This window comes from Paraburkholderia atlantica (assembly GCF_009362785.1).
Taxonomy (GTDB): Bacteria; Pseudomonadota; Gammaproteobacteria; order Burkholderiales; family Burkholderiaceae; genus Paraburkholderia; species Paraburkholderia atlantica.
The window spans coordinates 68,229-90,711 of record NZ_WHNQ01000030.1; the positions used below are offsets into that span (position 1 = coordinate 68,229).

A 22,483-nucleotide genomic window follows, 5' to 3' on the forward strand; every position below is an offset into this window, starting at 1 on the left:
CGCGGATGGGAAGCGAGAATTAAAAGCGCGGATTCTTGCCGGTGAAGCCCGGTTCGTACTTGCGCATCTGCGAGAGGTCATCGCGATTGCGCACGCCGCACGACAGATACTGCGCATGCAGTTCGGCGAGGCGCTCGCGGTCGAGCTCGACGCCTAGGCCCGGCGTGGTGGGCACGCGCACCGAGCCGTTGTCGAACGTCACGCGGCCGCCCTTGATGACTTCTTCCTCCTGCCACGGGTAGTGCGTGTCGCACGCGTAGGTCAGGTTGGGGATGCTTGCCGCGACGTGCGTCATCGCCATCAGGCTGATGCCGAGGTGCGAATTCGAGTGCATCGACATGCCCAGATCCCACAGCTTGCACATGCGCGCGAGCGTCTGGGTCGCGCGCAGACCGCCCCAGTAGTGGTGATCCGACAGCAGGACCTTGACCGAACCCATCTCGGCGCCGCGGCGGAAGTCTTCCATCGTCGTGATGACCATGTTGGTCGCGAGCGGCAGGCGCGTATGCTTCGCCAGTTCGGCCATGCCTTCGAGACTCGGGCACGGGTCCTCGTAGTACTCGAGCAGTTCGTCGAGTTCAGGGGCGGCGGCGATGCTCGTTTCGAGCGTCCAGTTCGCGTTCGGGTCGAGGCGCAGCGGCACGCCGGGGAACGCCTGATGCAGCGCGCGCATGCACGCGATTTCGTGTGCCGGTTCGAACACGCCGCCCTTCAGCTTGATGCTCTGGAAGCCATACAGCTCGATCATCCGACGCGCCTGCGCGACGATCTGCTCGGGGCTCAGGCCTTCGCCCCAGGCATCGGGCGCATAGGGCTTGTCGATGTGCTCGGCGTACTTGAAGAACAGATAGGCGCTGTAGGGCACCGCGTCGCGCACTTTGCCGCCAAGCAGATCGACGATCGGCGCGCCGACGATTTGCCCTTGCAGGTCGAGCATCGCGACTTCGAGCGTGCTGATGACTTTCGGCGCGTTCTTCGCCGCGTGCGAGCCGGGCGCGAGCTCGAATTCGACCGCACCGGGGGTCGCCTTGATCGTGCCCCGCACGCGTTCTTCCATGCGATTGAGGTCGAACGGCGACAGGCCGATCACCAGCGACTTCGCCTGTTCGAGCACACGCAGCATCGGTTCGTCGCCATAGGTCTCGGAGATGCCGACGCGGCCGTCACTCGTCTCGAGTTCGACGATGGCGCGCAGCGCCCACGGTTCGTGGATTCCGGCGGCGTTGAGCAGCGGGCCGTCGCGGAAGGCGATCGGGGTGATGCGCACCTGCGTGATGGTGATGTCGCGAGTCATGTTGGCAATCGGCATAAGTGGAGTTTGATGGGACGGATAGTAAAGCACTAATATATTAGTGCGTTAGTGGGGTAAACTCTCAGTCCACTTTGTGGCGAAATCCGCCTGCAAGCCCGCTGGAAGCGGCAGGCGTCGGCTATAGTACTAGTGCCTCAGCGGACCGCCCCGTCGGTCGGCCTGCGTCCAAGCTTCAATTTCTGACATGAAAAACCACGCTCACTCGTCGACGGTCACCCGGCTCGACCGCTCCCGCCACGCCGCGCCGCAAGTCTTCGAACGACTGCGCGAAATGATCCTTTCGCTCGAATTGACGCCGGGCACGGTGCTGTCGCGCACCGAGCTCGCGAACCGCTACGGGCTCAGCCAGACGCCGGTGCGCGACGCGCTGATGAAGCTCGGCGAGGAAGGTCTCGTCGACATCTATCCGCAGCACGCGACTGTCGTCAGTCAGATCAAAGTGACCTCAGCGCTGCAGGCGCATTTTCTGCGCCGCTCGATCGAACTCGAAGTCGTGCGCACGCTCGCGGAGCAACACAACGCCACGCTGATCGCGGAACTGCGCGTCACGATCGCGCGGCAAACGGAATTGCTCGACCTGAAGAACTACGAGGAGTTCTCGCTGCTCGATCAGGCGTTTCATCGGCAGATGTACGAGGCGGCGGGCGTGCCGCAGCTGTGGGATCTGGTGCGTAGGCTGAGCGGCCATATCGACCGGCTGCGGCGCCTGAATCTGCCGGTGGAGGGCAAGACGATGGCGGTCGTGCGCGATCATGCGGAGATCGTCGATGCGATCGACAAAGGCGACGTCGAGGCCGCGCAGGCGGCGCTACGCAAGCATCTGTCGGGGACGCTGAGTCAGATCGATCAGATTCGCACGAGTCATCCGAATTTTTTGGCGGACGAGTGAGCGTTGTCCTGTCATGCGGATTTCGCCGTCGCTGAAACTCCCGATCTACGCACCCGTCTGAGCTCCGCCCACCTGACAAAGCCATCGCGACGGCCCTAGGACCTTGGTCTGATTGACGCGGCATCCACGCGTGGCACCCTTGTACAAAGCCGGAATAGTCTCAGTCAACTTGTCAGGGGGGCCGCCATGTTTTCATGGAGCCGGCAGTTCGCGCTTGCGGTCATGGCTATGTCAGCAATGGCTTGCGCGGGAAGCGCCTGGGCAACCGAACAGGCACAGCAACGTCGCGCCGGACGGGACGTTCGCCAGGAGACACGCCAAGGCGCCCGCCATACGAAGCAGGAGTGCAGAGCCGCGGATCAGAAGAGCAATTCGCAATGCCGGCAGGACAAGCGGCAAACCAAGCAGGGCGGCCGTCAGGCGGCCAGGAATATCAAGTATTGAGCGTTTGCGTCCGCGTGCGCCAGATGGGCATTGAACCAGCGACGGCACGGGAAGGCACACACCACGTCCACCAGATCAAGCGGGGGAGCCGATGCGAGCCTGGCGATATGTAGCGCTTTGCACTTTGCCGTTCATGATCGTCGGCTGTAACACGCCTCCGATCGCACCGGGCAAGCCGGTGGATATCCCGACTGCCCTCGAGCAGGTTCTCCAGGGCCTGTGCAATTTCCGCAAAGACCAGGCCGGGCGGAAGCAGGATCTGGGCGCCGCAATCGACTCGATCACCGTGGAGTTAGACCTGACCGTCGACGGGGCGAGAAATCCGCCAGTGGCGGTTGCGCCGGATATCCAGTTCATTCCGACGGTTAGCTATGGTCAGATCATGACCGCAAACCGGGGCAGCAGACTCGTGCTTACGCTGAAAAACACTGGCAGCGGCATGCATGGCGGCGACTGCGATGTCACCGCGCCGGCCAGGTAGAGGCCACCTTCGCTCGCCATCGCCTATGGCTTTGCCAAAGCGGCCTTTACCATTGCGGGGTCGCGAATCACACAACTGGGCGCTTCCCGCGCGTTGAACAGCGCAGGTCGCGCCAGCGTTGCACTTCAATGTTGGGCGATGCTTTCCCAGGCGCCCGACTGAGCCGAGCGGAACACGGCGTCGATCACCCGCATATTCGCGCGCGCATCTTCCAGCGGAATGGCCTGCGGGCTCCCACTAAGGATCGCCTCTGCGAACGTGGTGGCGGCTACGCCGTATTGATCGCACACCGGAACTTCCAGCCAACGATCAGTCGCGACACCGTCGCCATTGTGCTGACTGATTAGCAGGCGCGTCGGCCGATCGTTTGGCGCATTGAATGGAATTTCGACTTCGATTCGCCCTTGGGTACCGTGGAATTGCATCCGCTGGTACGGATAGGTTTGAGTCGAGTAAAAGAAACTCGCCTGCACGCCATCGAAGTCCATCAGCACCGAGCCGAGCCGGTCCACCTTGAAGGCAGGGTCCTGCTCCACCAGCGCAACTACGCGCCGTGGCTCACGCCCGATAGTGAAGCGCGACGTCGTGATCGGATAGCAACCGATATCGAGCAGGCCGCCGCCGCCTAGCTCGCTCTTGTTGCGGATATTGTCTTCGTTCGTGTTGTGATAGGTGAAACCGCCGGTCACTGCCCGCAATTCGCCGATCGCGCCTTCGTTGATCAAGGCCCGCACCTTCAACCATTGCGGATGCGTGCGAACCATGAAGGCTTCCTGGATGTATCGGCCGCTCTTGTCGCGCGCGGCGATCAGTCGTTCGACCTGCTGGGCGTCCAGGCTGATCGGCTTCTCACACAGCACGTGCTTGCCCGCCTCGACCGCCTTGATCGTCCATTCGACGTGGAGATGATTCGGCAAGGGGATATAGACCGCGTCGATTTCCGGGTCCGCGAGGAGCGCCTCGTAACCGTCGTAAGCGACAGCCAGACCATATCTGTCCGCGGCCTCTCGCGCCTTCTCCAGAGAGCGGGAGGCGATGCCTTTCACCCGACACTTCGGCGCGTTGTGCATGGGCACGACTACTTTGTCGTTGATCTTTGCGGCGCCCAAAATTCCCCAGACCATTTGATCCTTTGCCATGACATCCCTTTTTCCGATTGCGTATCCGATGAGTCGAGCAGGCTGAGCATTCGCGTGAGTCGGCAAGTCGCGTGAGTCCGCGAACGACCTGGAGCATGCGATCGTATCAGTTTAACCGTGGCTCGTCGTCGCTAGACCTCGGTCCGCCTGAGCAGATAGTCGAGGCCGCCTACCCGATACCATCGGTATCCGAACGGTTCGAGCACCACCGTGTGACAGCCGTCATCGTCAGCGTCGCTGTGGTCGTCGGACAGAAGATTGATCAGCGAATCCCGGCCTGGTTCGTTGGAGCTCAGGCGGAATTCGACGGGACACGCTTCGGCGCGGAAGTTATGCAGAAACAGCACGGAGTTGTTACGCCAGTGATAACAGAGCGCGAGCACATCGTTTCGCGAGGTGGGCAGCACTTCGAAGTCCCCCCAGCTGATTTCCGGCACTTCCCGGCGCATGCGGATCATCCGCTCGGTCCAGTTCAGAAACGAATCGGGATCGCGTCGCTGCTGCGCCACGTTGACCCGCTCGAAGCCATACGCCCCGCCGGAGATCGCGGGGACGGGCGGGTTTGAATGGCTGGTGAAACCGCCTTGCGGCTCGCACGACCATTGCATCGGCGTGCGTGCACACTGGCGCTCGGGCCGGCGCAGATCGTCGCCCATGCCGATTTCATCGCCGTACCGGAACACGGGCGTGCCCGGCAAACTCAGCATCAGGCTGTAGGCAAGTTCAAGACGGCGTCTGTCGCCCGACAGCATCGGCGCAAGTCTGCGGCGGATGCCGCGCCCATACAGTTGCATGTCGGGGTCCGGGGCGAACGCGGCGAACACAGCCGCGCGCTGAGCGGGCGTCAGCCGGCCCAGATCGAGTTCGTCGTGATTGCGCAGAAACACACCCCATTGCGCAGTCGGCGGCCGTGGCTTCGTCGCAAGCAGCGCGTCCTTCAACGGCTTCGTGTTGCCCGTCGCGAGCGTGTAGAACGTGTTTTGATTGACGCGGAAGTTGAACATCATCGGCATGCGCTCGCCCTCGTCGCCGAAGTACTGGAGATCCGATTTGGGCAGCACGTTGGCTTCGGCCAGAATGATCGCGTCGCCTTCGCGCCACTGCAGAAACTCGCGAAACGTCCGCAACATGTCGTATTGCTCGGCGGGGCGGCGCACCTTCGGGCCCTTCGTCGCGATGACGAAGGGCACCGCGTCCATGCGGAATCCGGACACTCCGAGCTGGATCCAGAAGCCCATGATCTTCAGCAACTCTGCCTGCACATGCGGATTGGAGGTATTCAGGTCCGGTTGAAAATCATAGAAACGATGGAAGTACCAGCGTCTTGCCCGCTTGTCGAAACTCCAGGTCGACTTCTGCACGCCGGGAAACGCCACGCCGCGTTGCGCGTCGGGCGGTTTGTCGTCCGACCAGACATACCAGTCGCGATATTTCGAAGCGGGATCGCTGCGTGCTTCCAGGAACCATGGATGCTGGTCGGACGTGTGATTGACCACGAGGTCGATGATCACGCGTAAGCCCCGCTGGGCGCACGCATGCGTGAACTCGGCGAAATCGCCGAGCGTGCCGTACTTCGGATCGACGTTGTAATAGTCGCAAACGTCGTAACCGTTATCGCGTCCTGGCGACGGGTGGAAGGGCATCAGCCAGATCGTCGTCATGCCGAGCCCTTGCAGGTAATCGAGCCTGCGCATCAGGCCCTGGAAGTCGCCGACGCCGTCGCCGTTCGCATCCATGAAGGTGCCTACCGAAAGGCAATAAATGATCGTGTTCTTGTACCAGAGGTCATTTAGCATAGGTTCCGCGCGTAGCGCCTAAACAATCGATCGTGAAGAGGAATTGCAATGTCGGAGCTGGCGTGGTGGCAACGCGGTGTGATCTATCAGATCTATCCGCGCTCGTTTCAGGACAGTAACGGCGATGGCATAGGCGATCTGTCCGGCATCAGCGCGCGCCTCGAATATGTCGCGGCGCTAGGCGTCGATGCGGTGTGGATCTCCCCCATCTACCCGTCGCCGATGGCCGACTTCGGCTATGACGTCGCGGACTACTGCAACATCGATCCGATGTTCGGCACTCTGGACGGGTTCAAGCAATTGATGGGCCACGCACATCGGCTCGGCCTCAAGGTGTTGCTCGATTTCGTGCCGAATCACTCGTCGAACCGGCATCCGTGGTTCGAGGAAAGCCGCTCGTCGCGAGACAATCCGAAACGGGACTGGTATCTGTGGCGCGATCCCTCGCCCGATCGCGGGCCGCCGAACAACTGGTTGAGCCGCATGGGCGGCTCGGCGTGGGAGTGGGACGAGGTGACGGGGCAGTACTACTATCACGCGTTTCTGCGCGAGCAACCCGACCTGAACTGGCGGAACCCGCAAGTGCGCCGTGCGATGGACCAGGTGCTGCGTTTCTGGCTCGATCTCGGCGTGGACGGCTTCCGCGTTGACGTGCTGTGGCTGTTGATCAAGGACGCGCAGTTTCGCGACAATCCGCCCAATCCCGGCTATCTGCCCGGCGAGCCGGACCATCATCGGCTGTTGCAGACTTACACCGAGGATCAGCCGGAAGTGCATGAACTCGTCCGCTCGATGCGAGCCACGCTGGACGAATACGGCGAGCGCGTGCTGATCGGCGAAATCTATCTGACTGTCCCGCAACTGGTGAAGTATTACGGCGTGAACGGCGAAGGAGCGCATATGCCGTTCAATTTTCAGTTGCTCAGCGCGAGATGGAATGCGGAGAACATCGCCCGCATGATCCGCGATTACGACGTTGCGTTGCCCGAATACGCGTGGCCGAACTGGGTGCTGGGAAACCACGACAATCCGCGCGTCGCGTCGCGCGTCGGCGCGGCACAGGCACGTGTGGCCGCTGTGCTGCTGTTGACGCTACGAGGCACGCCCACGCTTTACTACGGCGATGAAATCGGCATGACGGACGGCTATATCGCGTCCGATCAGATCCAGGACCCGGCGGAGCTCCGGCAACCGGGCATTTGCCAGGGACGCGATCCCGAGCGCACGCCTATGCAATGGGATGGCTCGCTGCCGAATGCGGGCTTTACGGACGGCAAACCTTGGTTGCCGATTGCGACGGCGACGAGCGTGCGCGAACAGGACGGCGACATGGCGAGCATGTTGTCGCTGTATCGGCGTCTGCTGAGTCTGCGCCGCGGCAGCGCCGCGCTCGTGCGGGGCACGATCGAGAATGTCGTTGCCGAGGGCGGCGTGCTGACCTATGAGCGGCGCTATGGCAATCAATGCCTTTTCATCGCGCTGAACATGGGCGCCGATGCTGCCACCGTGCAGTCGCACGCCGGCATGGTGTTGCTATCGACGGTGACGACGCGCATCGGTGACGCCTTCGTCCAGGGCGCCAATCTGCTTGCCGCCAGCGAGGCGGTCATCGTGATCGTCGACTCTCCATCGTGAACGGTAGCTGACTCACCGGTTCAAAGCGCCACCTGAATGCCCAGTTCAACCACGTCCTCCGCTCGCAGCCCATAGTATTCCGCGCTGGGCGTGGAATGAAACGCCATCTGTCCGAACAGCGCCTCGCGCCAGCGCATCATGCTGCCGCGCGAACGTCCCTTGATGACTTCATCGCGCGGCAGGAAAAACGTGGTGTGCGTGGGATCGTAGTGCCAGCCATCGAACCGGCCCGCCAGCGATTCGAGCAGCCGCGGCAGGTTGGGGCGCTCGACGAACCCGTGATGCGCAATGATCTCGAAGCATCCGTGGCCGAGGTCTCGCACGTCGATGCGCGTTTCGTCATCGATACGCGGCGCGGACTCCGATATGTTGGCGAAGAAAATCGTCGTCTCGTGCAGCACGCGGTTGTGGCGGATGTTGCTCCTGAATGTCGCCGGTGTCTTGCCCGATGCGTTGCCCGGAAAAACCGCCGTGCCTGGCACGCGCGCCGGACGTTCGGGACCGGCTAGCGCGTCGCGCAGGAATGCGTCGAGCGCATCGGCTTCGTTCGCATGGGTCGCGGCAATCTCGCGTCCGCGATTCCATGTCGACATCAGCACGAAAAGTATCAGCCCGACGGCGACAGGAAACCAGCCGCCGGAAGCGATTTTCGGCACGTTCGCGGACACCAGCGTCACGTCGACGACGAGCAACGGCGCGCTCACGAGCGCCACGCCATAGACGGGCCAATGCCAGACGTTGCGCGACACGCTGATCATCTGGATAGTGGTGATCAGCATCGTCAGTGCGACTGCGATGCCATACGCCGAAGTCAGCTTCGACGAGCTTCGAAAGGCCAGTACGAGAAACAGTACGGCCACGAACAGGATCAGGTTGACGGCGGGCGAATAGACCTGTCCGCGCTGCACTTTGGACGTTTCGACGACCCGCAGGCGCGGCAGAAAGCCCAGTTCGATCGCCTGACTCGTCATGGAAAATGCGCCTGAAATCACCGCTTGCGAAGCGATGATCGTCGCGAGCATCGCGATCATGACGCTTGGCACGAGCGCCCACGACGGCGCGGCGTGGAAGAACGGCTGGTGAAAAGAGCCGGGCACGAACAACAAGGTCGCCGCCTGCCCGAAGTAGCCGATGACGATCGACGGAAACACGATCGCGACGAGCGCAATGCGGATCGCGCGGCATCCGAAGTGCCCGACGTCGGCATACAAGGCTTCCGCTCCGGTCAGCGCGAGAATCACGGCGGCGAGAATCGTGAACGCCATGCGGGGATGGCCGATCGTCAGCGATACGGCCCATCGCGGCGATAGCGCATGCAATACGACGGGATGTTGCGCGACCCGATACAGCCCCACGGAGGCAAGAGACAGAAACCACACGGCCATCACGGGACCGAATGCGCGCCCGACTACCGAGCTGCCGCGTCGCTGAAACGAAAATAGCGCGATCAGGATGGCTGCCGCGATCGGCACGACCCATGGGTCGAACGATGGGCTGATCTCGCTCAGTCCTTCGACGGCCGACAGCACGGACACCGTTGGCGTCACCATCGAGTCGCCATAGAACATCGCGGCGCCAAAGAGTCCCGCGAGCAGAAGCGCACGCGGCACGCGCCGCCCGTCGTCCTCATAGCCCGATCGGACCAGCGCCGTCAGTGCGATGATGCCGCCTTCGCCTTCGTTGTCGGCGCGCATCACGTACCACGCATACTTGAGCATGACGACGATGACGACGGCCCACACGATCATCGACAGCGTGCCCATGACGACCTGCACGTCGATCGAACCGGTTTCGATGGCGGCTTGACGCAATGCGTAGATGGGACTCGTACCGATGTCGCCGAATACGACACCAAGTGCGCCAAGCACAAGCGTGCCGCCGCCGTGCTGGCGGCGAGACGACGAAACGTCGCTTTGCTCCGTCTTTTGCTCAGGCATTTTTCTTACGCGCAGGTTGTGCGATGCCGGACGAGCAATTTGTGGACCGAAGTGCGATCCTTCGGCCGCGCTCGACCGTCGCAGCAGATCACGCGGCGGTCAAGGGCGCGGCGCTGTCAGCCTCGTCCATCGATGAAACGGCGCTACGGATGCGCGTGGCGATTCGCGCGTCGAGCGGGGTGTAGACGAGCATGCTCAGGTCTGGCCGGCCATCGACGGCGAACAGTGAATACTCCATTTCGATGGTCCCGAACGCAGGATGCAGCAGGCGCTTAACGTGCTCGCCTTCGCTGTGGCCGAATACCTGATTTTCGCGCCACATGCGTTCGAAATCGGGACTCGCGCGACACAGATCGTCAACCAGTTCGCCGACCTCCGAAGCGATCCCCGCGCGTGCGACGTCCGCACGGAACGTCCCCACGACGAAGCGCGCGACGCCCTCCCAGTCGTGCTGTTTTGCACGGACGTCGGGATCGCCGAACAGGAAGCGCAGGATGTTGCGCTGGCCCGGCGGCAGCGCGCTGTAGTCGGTCAACACGACGGCTGCCGCGCGATTCCACGCGACGACGTCCCACGTCGCGGTCTTGATGATCGACGGGCTGGCATCGAGCGAATCGAGCACGCGCTGCAAGCGCGGGTCCACTGCGTCGGTGGACCGGTAGCGCACTTCCGGGGGGCGCCCCAAGGCCAGCATGAACAGATGTTCGCGCTCGGCATTCGTCAGCATCAGCGCCGCGCAGATGCGCTCCAGCACCGCGGCGGACGGCGCGCCGCCGCGACCCTGCTCGAGCCATGTGTACCACGTCGAACTGATATTCGCGCGCTGGGCCACTTCTTCCCGGCGCAATCCTGGCGTGCGCCTGCGGCCCGAGAAGCCGAAACTGGCCGGATCGAGCCGCGTGCGGCGGCTGCGCAGAAAGTCTCCGAGGGATTGGGCGGTGTTCACTGGATGGATTAACCTGTTAGTCGCTTTACCGGGATAAGCTCACTACTTCAATAGCATAGTGAATGATCGCATAGTGCGTCGGTGGCTATCTTGGAGACTTGACCATGCGAATCTTTCTGACGGGCGCAACCGGGTTTATCGGCTCGGCGTTGGTGCCCGAACTTATCGAAGCAGGGCATCAGGTGATCGGCATGACCCGGTCCGATCAGGGCGCGCAGGCCCTCAGCGCAGCGGGTGCGGAGGTACATCGCGGCACGCTCGAAGACACCGACAGCTTGCGCCGCGGCGCCGCGAAGGCCGACGCCGTCATACACCTTGCTTTCGACCACGATTTCTCGCACTTCGTGGAGAACTGCGAGAAGGACAAGCGTGCTATCGCTGCACTCGGCTCGGCGCTGGTGGGCTTGGATCGGCCGCTTCTGATCACGTCAGGCACCGGCGTCGGCAGCCGAGATAACGGACAGCCGGCGACCGAGGACGTGTTCAACACCAGCCACCCGAACCCGCGCATCGGCTCCGAACTGGCCGGCAATGCGCTGCTGAAGGACGGCGTCAACGTATCGGTGATGCGCTTGCCGCAGGTGCATAACCCGTACAGGCAAGGCCTCATCACGCCGCTCATCCAGATCGCTCGGGACAAAGGCGTGTGCGCGTACGTGGAAGAGGGACGTAACCGCTGGCCTGCGGGACATCTGTCGGATGTCGTGCGGCTGTACCGGCTTGCGATCGAGAAGGGCGAGCGCGGTGCGCGCTATCACGCGGTGGGCGAAGAAGGTGTTAGTGCACGAGAGATCGCCGAGGCGCTGGGGCGCGGCCTGAAGTTGCCGGTCGTGTCGATCGCTCGCGACGAAGCGCAGGCGTACTTCGGATGGATGGCGATGTTCGCCGCGCTCGATATGCCGGCATCGAGTGCGCAGACGCAGGCGCGTTTGGGCTGGCGACCGACAGGTCCGACGCTGCTCTCGGACCTGAACGAAGCGCGCTACGTTCCATCATAGATGTTTCAATACGCCGCTCGCCAGCCTGCGGAGTTCGTCGAACTGCGTGACGAGTTGGAGGCACAGAATAAAGGCCAGCGCTGCGGCGGGCCCCGGGTGGCGGTCGATCCATTGCAGCACCGGCGTCGCGTAGCGCGTGCGGATCGCATCGCGCGTCATGATCAAGGTGATCGTGATCCCCACCGCGGCGCCCACCAGCAAATCGGTCGGATAGTGAAAGCCGAGATAGGCGCGCGGAAGGCAAATGAACAGCGCGGTATAGAGAAGCGCCAGCACACCGACGCCCCGCCACACGAGGAAAATGCCGGTGGCGACCGCCATCCATAGCATCGCGTGATCGCTCGGGAAGGAACTCCAGTTGGTCAGCACTGCGTCCTTGATATCGCCGCTGGCAAAGCTCAGATGCAGTTCGGGGTTATAGACGGGCCGCACCCTGAACGGCAACCAGTGAGTCAGCAGTCTTCCGACGAAGAGCGCCGCGAGGCCGCTGACAACCGTCGCGAGAACCATTTCTCGCCGCCATTCGCGGCACTCGTCTTGCTGAAACCACATCCACCACAGCACCGGAACGAGTACGAGACCTTTGAAGGTGTACAGGTTGTCGATGGCTTGTATGGCTAGCGTCGCGAAATGACTGAAGTGTATGTGGGACAGATATGTTTCGATGGACAAATCGAAGCTATTCATTATTTTCTAAAGAAAATGAGCCGGTCGCGGATGAGGGTCAGCATAATTCATCGCGTGCACGGCATTTTTTGGCGCTTACTTTCACTGACAATTTTTACTGGGCAATTTCATCGCTAACTTTCGGTGACTCGGTGGCCGTTCGTCGCAACGGGAAATTTGTGGTTGAAAGGTGCTTCCGGATCGGAAGTTGTTCCCGTGCCAGCGCCAGGCGCAGCGATAACCTATAGTCGGATCTTTCAAGGAGGCCATCATGAAATTGGTCGACTGGAACATTCAGTGGGGCTGCGGCGTCGACGGCCGCGTCGACCTCGGCCGGATCGTGCGTGAAGCCCGCGCGTTATGCGACTTCGACGCGCTGTGTCTGCAGGAAGTCACGCGCGGCTTCAACGAAGAACCGGCGGCAGGCGGACTGAAAGGCGCGCCATCGTCCGATCAGTTCGCCGAACTTGCCGCTCTGCTGCCGGAAATGACCGTACTCGATGCGATCGGCTCCGATCTTCCCTCGCTGGGCGCGAGCCGTCATCGGCGGCAGTTCGGCAATGCCATCGTGACCCGCTTACCGGTTCGTCAGGTGCTGCGCCATTCACTGCCGTGGCCCGCCGATCCCGCCAAGCCATCGATGCTGCGCGTCGCGCTCGAAGCGGTGCTCGAAACCGACGTCGGTCCGCTTCGTGTCATTAGCACTCACCTCGAGTTTTATTCGGAGAAACAGCGGCTCGCGCAAGTGGCAAGACTGCGTGAGCTGCATCAGGAAGCGTGCGATCACGCGCGCTCTCCTGCGCCGGGTGAAAAGCCGGACAGCCCGTTTGCCGATACGGCGCGCCCGCTCAGCGCGGTTGTGTGCGGTGACTTCAACAGCGCATTCGAAGACACCGCGTTTTGCCGGATGCTGGAACCGATCGCCGACGCACCGACGTTCGTCGATGCGTGGGCCCGCGCGCACCCCGGCGAGCCGCGTGCCGCGACGGTCGGCCTGTACGATCACGAGCAATGGCCCGACGGACCGTTCGCGTGCGATTTCGTTTTCGTCACGCAAGACCTGGGCACACGCATTGCATCGTGCGAGGTCGATCCGCACAGCCGCTCGTCCGATCATCAGCCGATGTGGCTGGAACTGCGTTGAAGGTTCTGCGGGAATGCTTAAGGGTCTGTTAAGAGTTGTTCTGCGATGGTTGAGCCTATGTTCAAGCCACGAGAATAGTGAGCACCTCACATGAATAGCAGCCAATCGCAAATTCGCACGCATGCAGTCAGCAAAGTCCCTCAGGTCACGCTGGGCTTCTGGATCATCAAAATCGCCGCCACGACACTTGGTGAAACGGGCGGCGATTGGGTAACTATGTCCCTCAAATTGGGCTATCTGATCGGCACCGGGATCTTTGCAGTTATTTTTATTGCGCTGGTCGCCGGGCAGATCAGGGCGGAGCGGTTCAATGCCACGCTTTATTGGGCGACCATCGTCGCAACGACCACGCTCGGTACCACGCTGGCCGACTTCTTCGATCGATCCGTCGGAATTGGCTATCCGGGCGGTGTCATGCTTGTCTTCGCGCTTCTGCTTGCGAGCCTGGGCATCTGGTACAAATCGGAAGGTACGGTGGCAGTGCAGAACGTGATCACGCCGAGGGCCGAGTGGTTCTATTGGGTGACGATCCTCTTTTCGCAGACACTGGGTACGGCGTTGGGCGATTGGGTGGCGGGATCGGACGAAGGCGGACTGGGGCTCGGCTATGAGAACGGCGCTTTGATCTTCGGTGCAGGTCTGCTGATCGTCGGTGCGCTCTATTACTGGTCGCGGCTGTCGCGAACCGCCATTTTCTGGGCGGCGTTCATCCTGACGCGTCCGCTCGGCGCGACCTTGGGGGATCTGCTCGACAAACCCGTTTCTCAAGGTGGGCTCGAGATCAGCCGGCTCTATGCATCGGTGATTCTGGTTTCGTTCATGGCCCTGTGCGTGGTTTTGTTACCGCAGCGTCCTGCTGGGCGAGCGATGCGGTAGTAGAGCGAAGAGCCTCGCCCGCTAGACATCCCTTCAATCGAGGCCGACATGAAGAATCCTTGGACCAAGAAGAACCCGTTTCTGAGCATGTGGTTGAGCGGCGCCAATACCGTTGCGAACTCAGCGCGGGTACGAACGACCGCGGCGGCCAAGCGCGCGGCCTCCGCATTCTGGAGCGCGGCCCTCACACCACCGAAGCCGAAGAAAAGAAGAAAGTCACGCCGCTGAGTCGAGTCGTCCACAATCGGACGAATCTGCACGCCTCGCGTGCGCGATCGCACACAGCGCGTATCCAAAAGGCAAAAAAGAAGGGAGCGCCAAAGTTGGCGCTCCCTTCTTTCATGGGTTACTGCAGGCAGGCTTACTGGATCGGAGTCAGATAAGAACCCGACAGGAAGCGTTCCGAACTCGGAATCGTCGCCGTGTAGGCCTGAATCGCGGCTGCAAGCTGCGGACGAATCAGGTTACGGTTGAAGTCGTAGATCGAATAGCCGTCGCCTTCGCCATTGCTCGGATCGCCGTTACGCACGACATACCAGAACGCCTTTGCCACCGAACCGTTGTTCATCAGAAGCTTCAGCTGGTTGAATGCGGCCGTTTGTCCGGCGTCCGTACCGTTGGTGCCATTGTTGGTCTCGGTCAGCCAGATCGGCTTCGCGCCGCTGCTGACGAGGTTCGACACCGTGGTCATGAATGCCTGCACCAGCGTGTTGTACTCGGCGCTGCCGAAGTACGGGTGAACGTCGACGACGTCGATCGTGGTGTTCAACGGGCTGGAAGCACTCTTCGTGTTGTTGCCCATGGCATTGATGTAGTCGGTCGCCTGGATCAGCTCATTGCCTGCTGGCGGTTGCCAGCCGTTATTCGGATACGCCGAGTTGTAGAAGTACGAGATGCCCTGAGTATGCAGAACCGTCTTGTAGCCCGACTGGCTCTTCGTGTTGAGGACCTGCTTGGCTTCCGAATAGAGCGTCTTGCTGCGATTCAGAATGTAGCCGGAAATACCGTTCGGATCGCCGTACGACGGGTCCGAAGCGGAGAACGACCAGTTGGTCTCGTTAAACAGTTCGATGTCAGCCGTGAAGGGCAGCACGACGTCCATCAGCGAGCCGAGATACTTCGTGAACGTCGCGTCGCAGAAGTCGAGTCGCGGCGACGAGCCGCTCGGCGGATTCTGGGTGGCCGAGCATTGGTATGCGCTTGACGGCGCGTACATGCCAACCTCGAAAAGAATCTTCATGCCGCGCGTGCGTGCGGCGTTCAGAAGCCCCTTCAAAAAGGCCACTTTATTGGGGTCCAGCGTGCTGCCATCGGCCAGCGTCATGAAGTCCCACGAAACACCGAGGCGAACCGTACCGACGCCCAATCCGGCAATCAGGTCCAGGTCCTTTGAGCACTCGTTGAGCGCCGTCTGATCCCCGCTCCAGAGATTGCAGTTCACGTCCATTGCAAAGCGATCGTTTCCGCTTCCGGTGGGCGGCGGCTGCAGCGTGGCAGTGGGGCTCGCGGCGGTGGTGGTCGGGGTGGATGTGGTGGTGGGGGTGGATGTCGTCGCGGGTGCGGCAGATGTGGTGGCTGCTGCGGTTGTAGATGTAGTGTTGGCGTTGCCCCAATGTGCCCTCGAGAATGACTTGGAGAACGCAGGCATCGATTGCCCGCACAACAGGGCTAAAACGGTGAATAAGGAGCAGAGTCTGAGTTTCATGGCTTAGCTATAAATTGCTACTTACGGGGGATGGTCCGAGAACGTAGGCGTTACGTTTGCCGATGACCATCAGTTCATGTGGCGATGGCATACGTAACGCAAACACGTCAACGCGTGAGTCAACTGTCGCTGACATCACGATTGAAAATGGTCTTGCGAGGGATACGCGGGCTTCGTGTGGATCGTCGCGAAACGGCTCAATCGCCTTGTCCCGCCCGTTGAATCACGGCGCGGTTATAAGGCTGACCGTTCGCCTGAACCGGCGGCGAACCATTGTTGCTGGGCACTACGCCGTTGCTATACGCATCCGTCGCCGCGTTCGCGACTGGGTTGGCAGAGAGGGAGGAGTTGGCAGTCACGGACTGCGTGCTGCCATCATCGTTTGTTTCACCGCCACAACCTGCAAGGCTTAGAATTCCTGCGGTAAATGCAAGCACTGAAACGGTTTTTGCGATCTGAGGAAGTTGATGAAATGACGGTTTTAGTCTTGGAGAGAGTCTGCTGAAAGAGGACATCTGTCTATCAAGGCCGATCAAATCTGGCCGCTAAAACGAACAGCGTTCGCGTGATAAGGACGTCGCCACGAAATAATTACGCAACAACACGGAGTACAGCTAATTAATGATCCGCTTTTGTCAAGGTCGCCCGTTGCCGGACTCGCGTGGTGCATTTAATCGAATTTAATCATCAGATTTAATGCGATGCGCCGAAAACCCACATTCATCGTTTTAAGGACGATCGGTGATTCGTCGCAAATTGCGAAGTTATACTGATCGAATCAAAATCGACCCCTAGGTTTTCCCTGACTGATCTGACGAAACGAATGATACAGAAATGGAACAAAAATTGCCCCGACGGTCGTAACTAAGCGTAACAACGAGATCTGTGCTATGGGAGCCCATCGGTGAGAGAGCCCGCCTCCCTTCCCACGCTTATCCCAAGGCGTTTTCACGCTCTATTGACGAATTGACCAAACAACATAAGAACCGTTACAAAGTTGTTACTTGGCGCCTAAAGACAGGGGTCGGATAGTTCTTTCTGCCAATGTCTAGCTATTAGCGGATGGCTGAAAACCTAATTGAATGCGTTAGTATGGTTTTAGAAAGACAGATATCCGTCGGGGCATTTTTGCCCGCCGCCCGGGCAGCATCAAATAAATCGCGAAATGCGAATTTAACCACGGTTATCGTCGCGAGGGAACCACGGTGCAGTCGCTCGTCGTTATCGCGAAGAAACTCGAAGCCGGCGGAACACCGGTCGCATATCGACACTCGCTTCGCTGTCTGCCACTCGACGATGAAAACGGGCGCGCATTCGATTTCGCGACATCTTCTCTGCCACGGCCTTCACTGATTCAGCGGGCGGCTCGAGATCTGCAGATCAACAAAGGCCTTTGCTGCGGCTTTCCAAAAACACTCAGTTTCTGAAGCCTCGCGATTATGTGGCCGACCTCACAAAACGGCGCAAGTCGCGGGCCAGACGCTGTCATTTTCCGGAAGGTTCCCTGCTACGCTCAACAGTGCCGTTGATTCGCCAGCAGAGAGCGAACGCAGCCGTCGAGCGACGCCTGCGCATTTTCGCGCGGGTAACACGCAATAAGAGATGGCGAGGAATGGTTTTGTAGGCCGTTACACGTTGCGGGAGATCACAGTCATGTTTCATCGACACGCGCCGAGTCGCGCGGAGTTGCGCGCTTGCGCGCCGGTCCGAAACCCGAGGCGCCGCGCGCTGCTGCGTGGCGTATCGGCCGCCGCGTTAGCCGGCATTTCTTTTCCGCTATACGCGCAGCACGCGAGCGTAGGACTCGTCACGCCGCCCATTCGTCTCGACGACTTCTGGGTGATCGATCAAAGCGGCCAGAAACTGCTGCTAACCGACCTGTTGCATCGGAAAGTGACTGCGTTGCAGACGATTTACACAGGATGCAGTTCAGTTTGTCCTTTGCAAGGTGCGCTGTTCAGCACCGTTCAGCAACGGATATCGCAGTTGCAGCACCGCTATCCGATTCAGCTGGTGTCGATCGGAATCGATCCGCTTTCCGACTCGCCGCCCGCGCTGCACGCATGGCTCAAGCGCTTCCAGGCCGGACCCGAATGGCGGGCGGCCACGCCGACGTTGCAGGACGTCGACCGAATGCGCACGACGCTTTCGGGCAGCACCTTGCCACTCGGCAACATTGCCGACCACTCGACCCAAATCTACTGCTTCGACGCCAACGCAATGTTGCGCTGGCGAAGCGATGACCTACCCCGCGCGGATGAAGTTTGCGAAGTACTGGGCGCATTAGGGCGTGTGTAATCTACTGGACTGAGGCCATGTCACAAAAACAATCGCTTAGGGTCATTTCGCAGTTATTCGACAGGTGCGTGAAAGCATTGTTGCTGATCGCATTATTGCCGGCGCTTTCAATCTTCTCCACGCCTGCTGACGCGCAGACGTCCAGCACCCTCACCGTTAACGGCACGACGTTGTGCGCCGATGTGAACGCCGAATCGAAAACGCCCGGTGCCTCGGTTATCGAGTGGACGTGTAATGGTGGAAATAACCAGCATTGGACACTGACGCAGAACAACGGCCTTTATCAGTTCGTCAACGTCAACAGCAATCTCTGCCTCGACATCTTCGGTGTAAGCACCGACGCCGGCGCTGGAGCGGACCAGTGGACCTGCAATGGCCAGGCGAATCAAAGCTTCAAACTCATACCGCAAGGCGGCGGCTTTGCAATCGTCGCGTCGCAGAGCAACTTGTGCCTTGCGGTTGCGAGTCTCACGGCGCAGGGCTCGCAGATCACGCAGCAGCCTTGCAGCGGCGGCCCGCTGCAGACGTGGCAAATCAGCGGCATGACCGCGAAAACATTGCCGGCGAAGTGGACGACGCCCTATAACCTGTCGATCGTGCCCGCGGCTGCGGCGAATCTTCCCGACGGCACCGTGGTAGTGTGGTCTTCTGACCAGAAGCTGGACTTTACGTCTGGCGAAGTGACACCCGGCAACACGTACACCGCGATCTTCAATCCGACGATCGGCACCAGCAAACAGGTGCTCGTGACGAATACCGGCCACGATATGTTCTGTCCGGGCATCGTCAATCTTCCGGATGGCCGCATTTACGTCACCGGCGGCTCGAGCAGCGATGCAACGAGTTTCTACACGCCTTCCACTGGAAAGTGGTCGACAGGTCCTCTAATGAAAATTCCGCGCGGCTACCAGGGTAGCGCAACGTTGAGCAACGGCAACGTATTCCTGGTGGGCGGTTCGTGGAATGGAGGCGAGGGCGGCAAGACCGGCGAAACCTGGTCGCCAGGTACGGGTTGGCAGGTCAACAGCGCGATTCTCGCCGACTATATCCTCACGAATGACGCAGCTGGCATTTTCCGCTCCGACAATCACGCTTGGCTGTTTGCAGTGGCAAATGGGCGTGTTTTCCACGCGGGTCCCAGTGTTGCCATGCACTGGTTCGATACGGCTGGCGCGGGCTCCGTGACGCCTGCCGGTAACCGCGGCAGCGATACCGACGCGATGAACGGCAACGCCGTGATGTACGACGTCGGCAAGATCCTGGCGGTTGGCGGTGCGCCGAGCTACGAGCAAGCCAACGCGACGTCGGACGCTACGCTAATCGACATCAGTAGCGGCACCGCGGTGACGCAAACGCTTACGCCGATGAATTACCGCCGCGCGTTCAACAACAGCGTGGTATTGCCGAACGGCCAGGTGGTGGTCGTAGGTGGACAGGCGTTCGCGCAACCGTTCTCGGACGACACCGGCGTGCTGGCGCCAGAGTTGTGGGACCCCACCACCAAGACGTTCTCGGTACTCCCGCCGCAAGCCGTGCCGCGCAACTATCACAGCATCGCGCTGCTGCTGGCGGACGGCCGCGTACTGAGTGGCGGCGGTGGACTGTGCGGAAGCTGCTCGACAAACCACACGAACCTCGAAATACTCACGCCGCCCTACCTGCTCAATGCGGACGGCTCGGCGGCGACACGACCGACCCTCACAGCCGCGCCCACCACGGCCCAGCTCGGTACATCGATTGCAGTAACGGGCAGCAGTGGCATCACGGCTTTTGCGTTGATGCGCATGTCTTCGTCGACCCACTCGGTCAACAATGAGCAGCGGCGGGTTCCCGTAACTTTCACGGTAGGGACAGCGGGCGAATATCTGATCAATATTCCTTCCGAGCCGGGTGTCGTCGTGCCTGGCTACTACATGCTGTTCGGCCTGAACGCGAAGGGCGTGCCGAGCGTTTCTCGCACGGTGCAGATCCAGTGATGACATGGCTGCCAGTGCGAACCGCGGCCCGAGTGGCGCTTATGCTGGGGTTGGCGAGCATCACGTATGTGGTGCACGCCGCGCCGCTTTGCGAGCCGAGGGATCTTGGGTGTGCGATCTTCAACGGGCAGCATTCGGTCGCGGCGCAATTGCGCGACGACGATCATCTGCTGCCCGGCTCGACCACTCGTTGCGGCAACTGCCATTCGCAAACCGGCGCGGCCGACGCATTCGCACCGCCATTGAGCGCCGGCAACCTGTTTCCTGCGAAGAGTCGAAGGGACGGTCCGGCGAGCAGTTACGATCAGGCAACGTTCTGCAGGGCGCTCAGAGAAGGCATCGATCCAGCCAACGTGTTGTTGCGCAAAGCCATGCCTCACTACCGGATTTCCGATACCGAGTGTGCGGCGCTCTGGCATTTCGTGACGAGGCCCTAACACCTTTGCGTACGGTCGCGCGAAATTGGCGCATATGGTTCGCAATTGCGCAACATCGCGAGTACTTCGCAGCGCGCTGGACTGTCGGACTATCCGCGATTGAATCGAGTGTGCCGTTGCGGCGAAAAATGACAACGTGCGGCAGCGTACGGAGGTGCGGCAATCCATCAGATAGGCTGTGACTGCATCTCGTATGAATAACTTGATGTCTGTTTGCTGGCGCAACATATCCGATGCGGAAAAATTAGAAGTCTGCGCCAGGTCCAGCGGAAGCTGTGTAGACGATAAGACGATTTAATTCGAGCACACGGCGGGGCGAAGATCATAGGGATTTACTCTCCGGTGCGTTGCGAGCAGGGCCAACGTACTCGGCATGTACGTCCGATTTTCGCCGTCCCGCGACAAGAAACGTGATTTGGCAGCGCCGCATCGCCCGCAGTTCAAATCCGGCTTCCATCCTTTTCGTACACCCGCCCTGGGGTTTCGATGAACCAGAACTCTCTCCTTACGAATACCGCTGTGCTCCGGAATAACGAGGTCAGTCTTTCACGTTATTTCGACGTTCTGATGGCCAACCGCTGGCTGGTCGGTGGAATCGCCGGCAGCGTGCTCGCGCTGGGCGTGGCATACGCGTTCATTGCGCCGTCGGTGTACCAGGCCGATATTCTCGTGCAGGTGGAAGACAGCATCCCGACCAACAATTCGAAGAGCCCGCTGGGCGACGTCTCGAGCATGTTCGACGTCAAGACACAGGCGACGGCTGAGATGGAAATCATTCAGTCGAGAATGGTGGTCGGCAAAGCCGTCGACGATCTGCACCTCGATATCAGCGCAAAGCCCAGGCGCTTTCCATTGATCGGCGACTGGCTGGGACGGCAAGCCAGAAGTGTTTCTGAGCCAGGGCTCTTTGGATTTGGCGGATATGCGTGGGGCAATGAATCGGTCAAGGTGTCCAGCTTCAACGTTCCGGAAGCATTCGAAGGCGAGAAGTTCGTGCTGACCGTTCTGGATGACGGGCGCTACCGGCTGGAGCAGTCGGATCTGAGCCAGCCGGTCGAGGGCCGTGTGGGCGCAACGCTCGACACGACACTGCCTGATGGCGCGATCACGCTGCGCATCGATGCGCTGAATGCCAGGCCGGGCACGCAATTCATTCTGGAGAGGCAGTCGCGCGAAAAGACGGTGGAAAACCTGCAAAACAGGCTGACCGTGTCGCAGAAGGGTAAGGACAGCGGCATCATCGGTGCGTCGCTAACGGGCTCCGAGCGGATGCTGACGGCCAGCACGCTCGCCGAAATCGGCAATGCGTATGTTGACCAGAATCTGAAGCGCAAGGCGGCAGAAGCCGAGAAGTCGCTCGAGTTCCTGAGCGCCCAGCTGCCGCAACTGAAGAGCGACCTGGAGCGCGCCGAGGGACGCTATAACGACATGCGCAACCGCATGGGCGTGTTCAACCTGAGTGAGCAGGGCAAGGCCTATCTGGATCAGAGCGTGGCTGCACAGCGCAGCCTGCTCGAACTGAAGCAGAAGCGCGCGGAAATGGGCGCGATCTACGCGCCGGGTCACCCGGCGATCCAGGCGCTCGATCAGCAGATCGGCATGCTGGGCAGCAGGATCGGCAGCCTGTCGCAGCAGGAACAGGGGTTGCCGGACCTGGAGCAGAACGCGGTACGCCTGACCCGTGACATGAACGTGAACAACGAGCTTTATGTCGGCATGTTGAACAACATGCAACAGCTCAAGCTGGTGCGCGCGGGCAAGGTGGGAACGGCGCGGCTGATCGACAACCCGGTGGTGCCGAAAG

At 60.7% G+C, this 22,483-nt stretch carries 20 protein-coding genes; 12 read left to right on the top strand and 8 right to left on the bottom strand.

Annotation, left to right across the window (positions count from 1 at the left end; genetic code table 11):
* Positions 1-19: 19 nt before the first annotated feature.
* The gene (locus GCT19_RS31185; protein WP_026228580.1) at positions 20-1,294 is read right to left on the bottom strand and encodes a glucarate dehydratase family protein; all 1,275 of its coding nucleotides are present in this window, start codon (positions 1,292-1,294) and stop codon (positions 20-22) included.
* 202 nt (positions 1,295-1,496) lie between these two features.
* Between GCT19_RS31185 and GCT19_RS31190 the strand changes: the two genes are divergently transcribed.
* The 3 genes from GCT19_RS31190 (at position 1,497) to GCT19_RS31200 (ending at position 3,126) form a co-directional block, all read left to right on the top strand.
* On the top strand, positions 1,497-2,201 hold the full coding sequence (locus tag GCT19_RS31190) for a GntR family transcriptional regulator (RefSeq protein WP_152854042.1): 705 nt from the start codon (positions 1,497-1,499) through the stop codon (positions 2,199-2,201).
* 186 nt (positions 2,202-2,387) lie between these two features.
* Entirely contained in the window at positions 2,388-2,645 is a 258-nt protein-coding gene (locus GCT19_RS43640; RefSeq protein ID WP_013094130.1) for a hypothetical protein, read from the top strand.
* Between the two features lie 133 nt (positions 2,646-2,778).
* Entirely contained in the window at positions 2,779-3,126 is a 348-nt protein-coding gene (locus tag GCT19_RS31200) for a hypothetical protein (RefSeq protein WP_018434918.1), read from the top strand.
* A gap of 125 nt (positions 3,127-3,251) precedes the next feature.
* On the opposite strand, the gene GCT19_RS31205 is transcribed toward GCT19_RS31200, so the two are convergent.
* Both GCT19_RS31205 and GCT19_RS31210 read right to left on the bottom strand, forming a co-directional pair.
* Positions 3,252-4,265 (bottom strand): Gfo/Idh/MocA family protein, encoded by a 1,014-nt coding sequence (locus tag GCT19_RS31205; RefSeq protein WP_152854055.1) that lies wholly within the window; start codon positions 4,263-4,265, stop codon positions 3,252-3,254.
* Between the two features lie 131 nt (positions 4,266-4,396).
* Positions 4,397-6,061: an alpha-amylase family protein gene (locus GCT19_RS31210; protein ID WP_152854043.1), complete on the bottom strand. Its 1,665-nt coding sequence runs from the start codon at positions 6,059-6,061 to the stop codon at positions 4,397-4,399.
* A 48-nt stretch (positions 6,062-6,109) separates the two neighbouring features.
* Here GCT19_RS31210 and GCT19_RS31215 point away from each other — a divergent pair, with 48 nt between their 5' ends.
* A complete protein-coding gene (locus GCT19_RS31215; RefSeq protein WP_152854044.1) occupies positions 6,110-7,696 on the top strand; it encodes an alpha-amylase family glycosyl hydrolase in 1,587 nt (528 codons plus the stop codon).
* A 20-nt stretch (positions 7,697-7,716) separates the two neighbouring features.
* Here the strand turns inward: GCT19_RS31215 and GCT19_RS31220 are convergent, their stop codons facing one another.
* Both GCT19_RS31220 and GCT19_RS31225 read right to left on the bottom strand, forming a co-directional pair.
* The gene (locus GCT19_RS31220; RefSeq protein ID WP_152854045.1) at positions 7,717-9,633 is read right to left on the bottom strand and encodes a potassium transporter Kup; all 1,917 of its coding nucleotides are present in this window, start codon (positions 9,631-9,633) and stop codon (positions 7,717-7,719) included.
* 88 nt (positions 9,634-9,721) lie between these two features.
* A complete protein-coding gene (locus GCT19_RS31225; protein WP_321576896.1) occupies positions 9,722-10,579 on the bottom strand; it encodes a helix-turn-helix transcriptional regulator in 858 nt (285 codons plus the stop codon).
* Between the two features lie 104 nt (positions 10,580-10,683).
* Here GCT19_RS31225 and GCT19_RS31230 point away from each other — a divergent pair, with 104 nt between their 5' ends.
* The gene (locus GCT19_RS31230; RefSeq protein ID WP_018434912.1) at positions 10,684-11,577 is read left to right on the top strand and encodes an SDR family oxidoreductase; all 894 of its coding nucleotides are present in this window, start codon (positions 10,684-10,686) and stop codon (positions 11,575-11,577) included.
* Here the strand turns inward: GCT19_RS31230 and GCT19_RS31235 are convergent.
* Positions 11,572-12,264: a phosphatase PAP2 family protein gene (locus tag GCT19_RS31235; protein ID WP_152854046.1), complete on the bottom strand. Its 693-nt coding sequence runs from the start codon at positions 12,262-12,264 to the stop codon at positions 11,572-11,574. The two genes, GCT19_RS31230 and GCT19_RS31235, sit on opposite strands and share 6 nt — an antisense overlap.
* A gap of 250 nt (positions 12,265-12,514) precedes the next feature.
* Between GCT19_RS31235 and GCT19_RS31240 the strand changes: the two genes are divergently transcribed.
* Both GCT19_RS31240 and GCT19_RS31245 read left to right on the top strand, forming a co-directional pair.
* Positions 12,515-13,387 carry an endonuclease/exonuclease/phosphatase family protein gene (locus GCT19_RS31240; RefSeq protein WP_152854047.1) on the top strand — a complete coding sequence of 291 codons (873 nt, stop codon included), beginning with the start codon at positions 12,515-12,517 and terminating at the stop codon, positions 13,385-13,387.
* Positions 13,388-13,477: 90 nt separating this feature from the next.
* Entirely contained in the window at positions 13,478-14,263 is a 786-nt protein-coding gene (locus tag GCT19_RS31245) for a COG4705 family protein (RefSeq protein WP_018434910.1), read from the top strand.
* 361 nt (positions 14,264-14,624) lie between these two features.
* Here GCT19_RS31245 and GCT19_RS31255 read toward each other — a convergent pair whose 3' ends face one another.
* Positions 14,625-15,710, bottom strand: coding sequence for a glycosyl hydrolase (locus tag GCT19_RS31255; RefSeq protein WP_018434909.1), 1,086 nt, complete (start codon positions 15,708-15,710; stop codon positions 14,625-14,627).
* 43 nt (positions 15,711-15,753) lie between these two features.
* On the opposite strand from GCT19_RS31255, the gene GCT19_RS31260 reads away from it, so the two are divergent.
* Positions 15,754-15,975, top strand: coding sequence for a hypothetical protein (locus tag GCT19_RS31260; protein ID WP_152854048.1), 222 nt, complete (start codon positions 15,754-15,756; stop codon positions 15,973-15,975).
* Between the two features lie 190 nt (positions 15,976-16,165).
* On the opposite strand, the gene GCT19_RS31265 is transcribed toward GCT19_RS31260, so the two are convergent.
* Complete coding sequence (locus GCT19_RS31265; RefSeq protein ID WP_152854049.1) at positions 16,166-16,483, bottom strand: hypothetical protein; 318 nt, start codon at positions 16,481-16,483, stop codon at positions 16,166-16,168.
* 1,138 nt (positions 16,484-17,621) lie between these two features.
* Here GCT19_RS31265 and GCT19_RS31270 point away from each other — a divergent pair.
* The 4 genes from GCT19_RS31270 to GCT19_RS31285 form a co-directional block, all read left to right on the top strand.
* On the top strand, positions 17,622-18,266 hold the full coding sequence (locus GCT19_RS31270) for an SCO family protein (protein ID WP_152854050.1): 645 nt from the start codon (positions 17,622-17,624) through the stop codon (positions 18,264-18,266).
* A gap of 17 nt (positions 18,267-18,283) precedes the next feature.
* Positions 18,284-20,242 carry an RICIN domain-containing protein gene (locus GCT19_RS31275; RefSeq protein WP_152854051.1) on the top strand — a complete coding sequence of 653 codons (1,959 nt, stop codon included), beginning with the start codon at positions 18,284-18,286 and terminating at the stop codon, positions 20,240-20,242.
* A gap of 41 nt (positions 20,243-20,283) precedes the next feature.
* Entirely contained in the window at positions 20,284-20,679 is a 396-nt protein-coding gene (locus GCT19_RS31280) for a hypothetical protein (RefSeq protein WP_227749364.1), read from the top strand.
* 486 nt (positions 20,680-21,165) lie between these two features.
* Positions 21,166-22,483: Wzz/FepE/Etk N-terminal domain-containing protein (locus GCT19_RS31285; protein ID WP_265334636.1), on the top strand; the 1,318-nt coding region annotated here is incomplete at its 3' end.

Excerpts from the sequence above, each read along its gene's own strand:
- GCT19_RS31185 (WP_026228580.1), bottom strand. The coding sequence starts at position 1,294 with ATGACTCGCGACATCACCATCACGCAGGTGCGCATCACCCCGATCGCC.
- GCT19_RS31190 (WP_152854042.1), top strand. The coding sequence starts at position 1,497 with ATGAAAAACCACGCTCACTCGTCGACGGTCACCCGGCTCGACCGCTCC.
- GCT19_RS43640 (WP_013094130.1), top strand. The coding sequence starts at position 2,388 with ATGTTTTCATGGAGCCGGCAGTTCGCGCTTGCGGTCATGGCTATGTCA.
- GCT19_RS31200 (WP_018434918.1), top strand. The coding sequence starts at position 2,779 with ATGATCGTCGGCTGTAACACGCCTCCGATCGCACCGGGCAAGCCGGTG.
- GCT19_RS31205 (WP_152854055.1), bottom strand. The coding sequence starts at position 4,265 with ATGGCAAAGGATCAAATGGTCTGGGGAATTTTGGGCGCCGCAAAGATC.
- GCT19_RS31210 (WP_152854043.1), bottom strand. The coding sequence starts at position 6,061 with ATGCTAAATGACCTCTGGTACAAGAACACGATCATTTATTGCCTTTCG.
- GCT19_RS31215 (WP_152854044.1), top strand. The coding sequence starts at position 6,110 with ATGTCGGAGCTGGCGTGGTGGCAACGCGGTGTGATCTATCAGATCTAT.
- GCT19_RS31220 (WP_152854045.1), bottom strand. The coding sequence starts at position 9,633 with ATGCCTGAGCAAAAGACGGAGCAAAGCGACGTTTCGTCGTCTCGCCGC.
- GCT19_RS31230 (WP_018434912.1), top strand. The coding sequence starts at position 10,684 with ATGCGAATCTTTCTGACGGGCGCAACCGGGTTTATCGGCTCGGCGTTG.
- GCT19_RS31235 (WP_152854046.1), bottom strand. The coding sequence starts at position 12,264 with ATGAATAGCTTCGATTTGTCCATCGAAACATATCTGTCCCACATACAC.
- GCT19_RS31240 (WP_152854047.1), top strand. The coding sequence starts at position 12,515 with ATGAAATTGGTCGACTGGAACATTCAGTGGGGCTGCGGCGTCGACGGC.
- GCT19_RS31245 (WP_018434910.1), top strand. The coding sequence starts at position 13,478 with ATGAATAGCAGCCAATCGCAAATTCGCACGCATGCAGTCAGCAAAGTC.
- GCT19_RS31255 (WP_018434909.1), bottom strand. The coding sequence starts at position 15,710 with ATGGACGTGAACTGCAATCTCTGGAGCGGGGATCAGACGGCGCTCAAC.
- GCT19_RS31265 (WP_152854049.1), bottom strand. The coding sequence starts at position 16,483 with ATGTCCTCTTTCAGCAGACTCTCTCCAAGACTAAAACCGTCATTTCAT.
- GCT19_RS31270 (WP_152854050.1), top strand. The coding sequence starts at position 17,622 with ATGTTTCATCGACACGCGCCGAGTCGCGCGGAGTTGCGCGCTTGCGCG.
- GCT19_RS31275 (WP_152854051.1), top strand. The coding sequence starts at position 18,284 with ATGTCACAAAAACAATCGCTTAGGGTCATTTCGCAGTTATTCGACAGG.
- GCT19_RS31280 (WP_227749364.1), top strand. The coding sequence starts at position 20,284 with ATGCTGGGGTTGGCGAGCATCACGTATGTGGTGCACGCCGCGCCGCTT.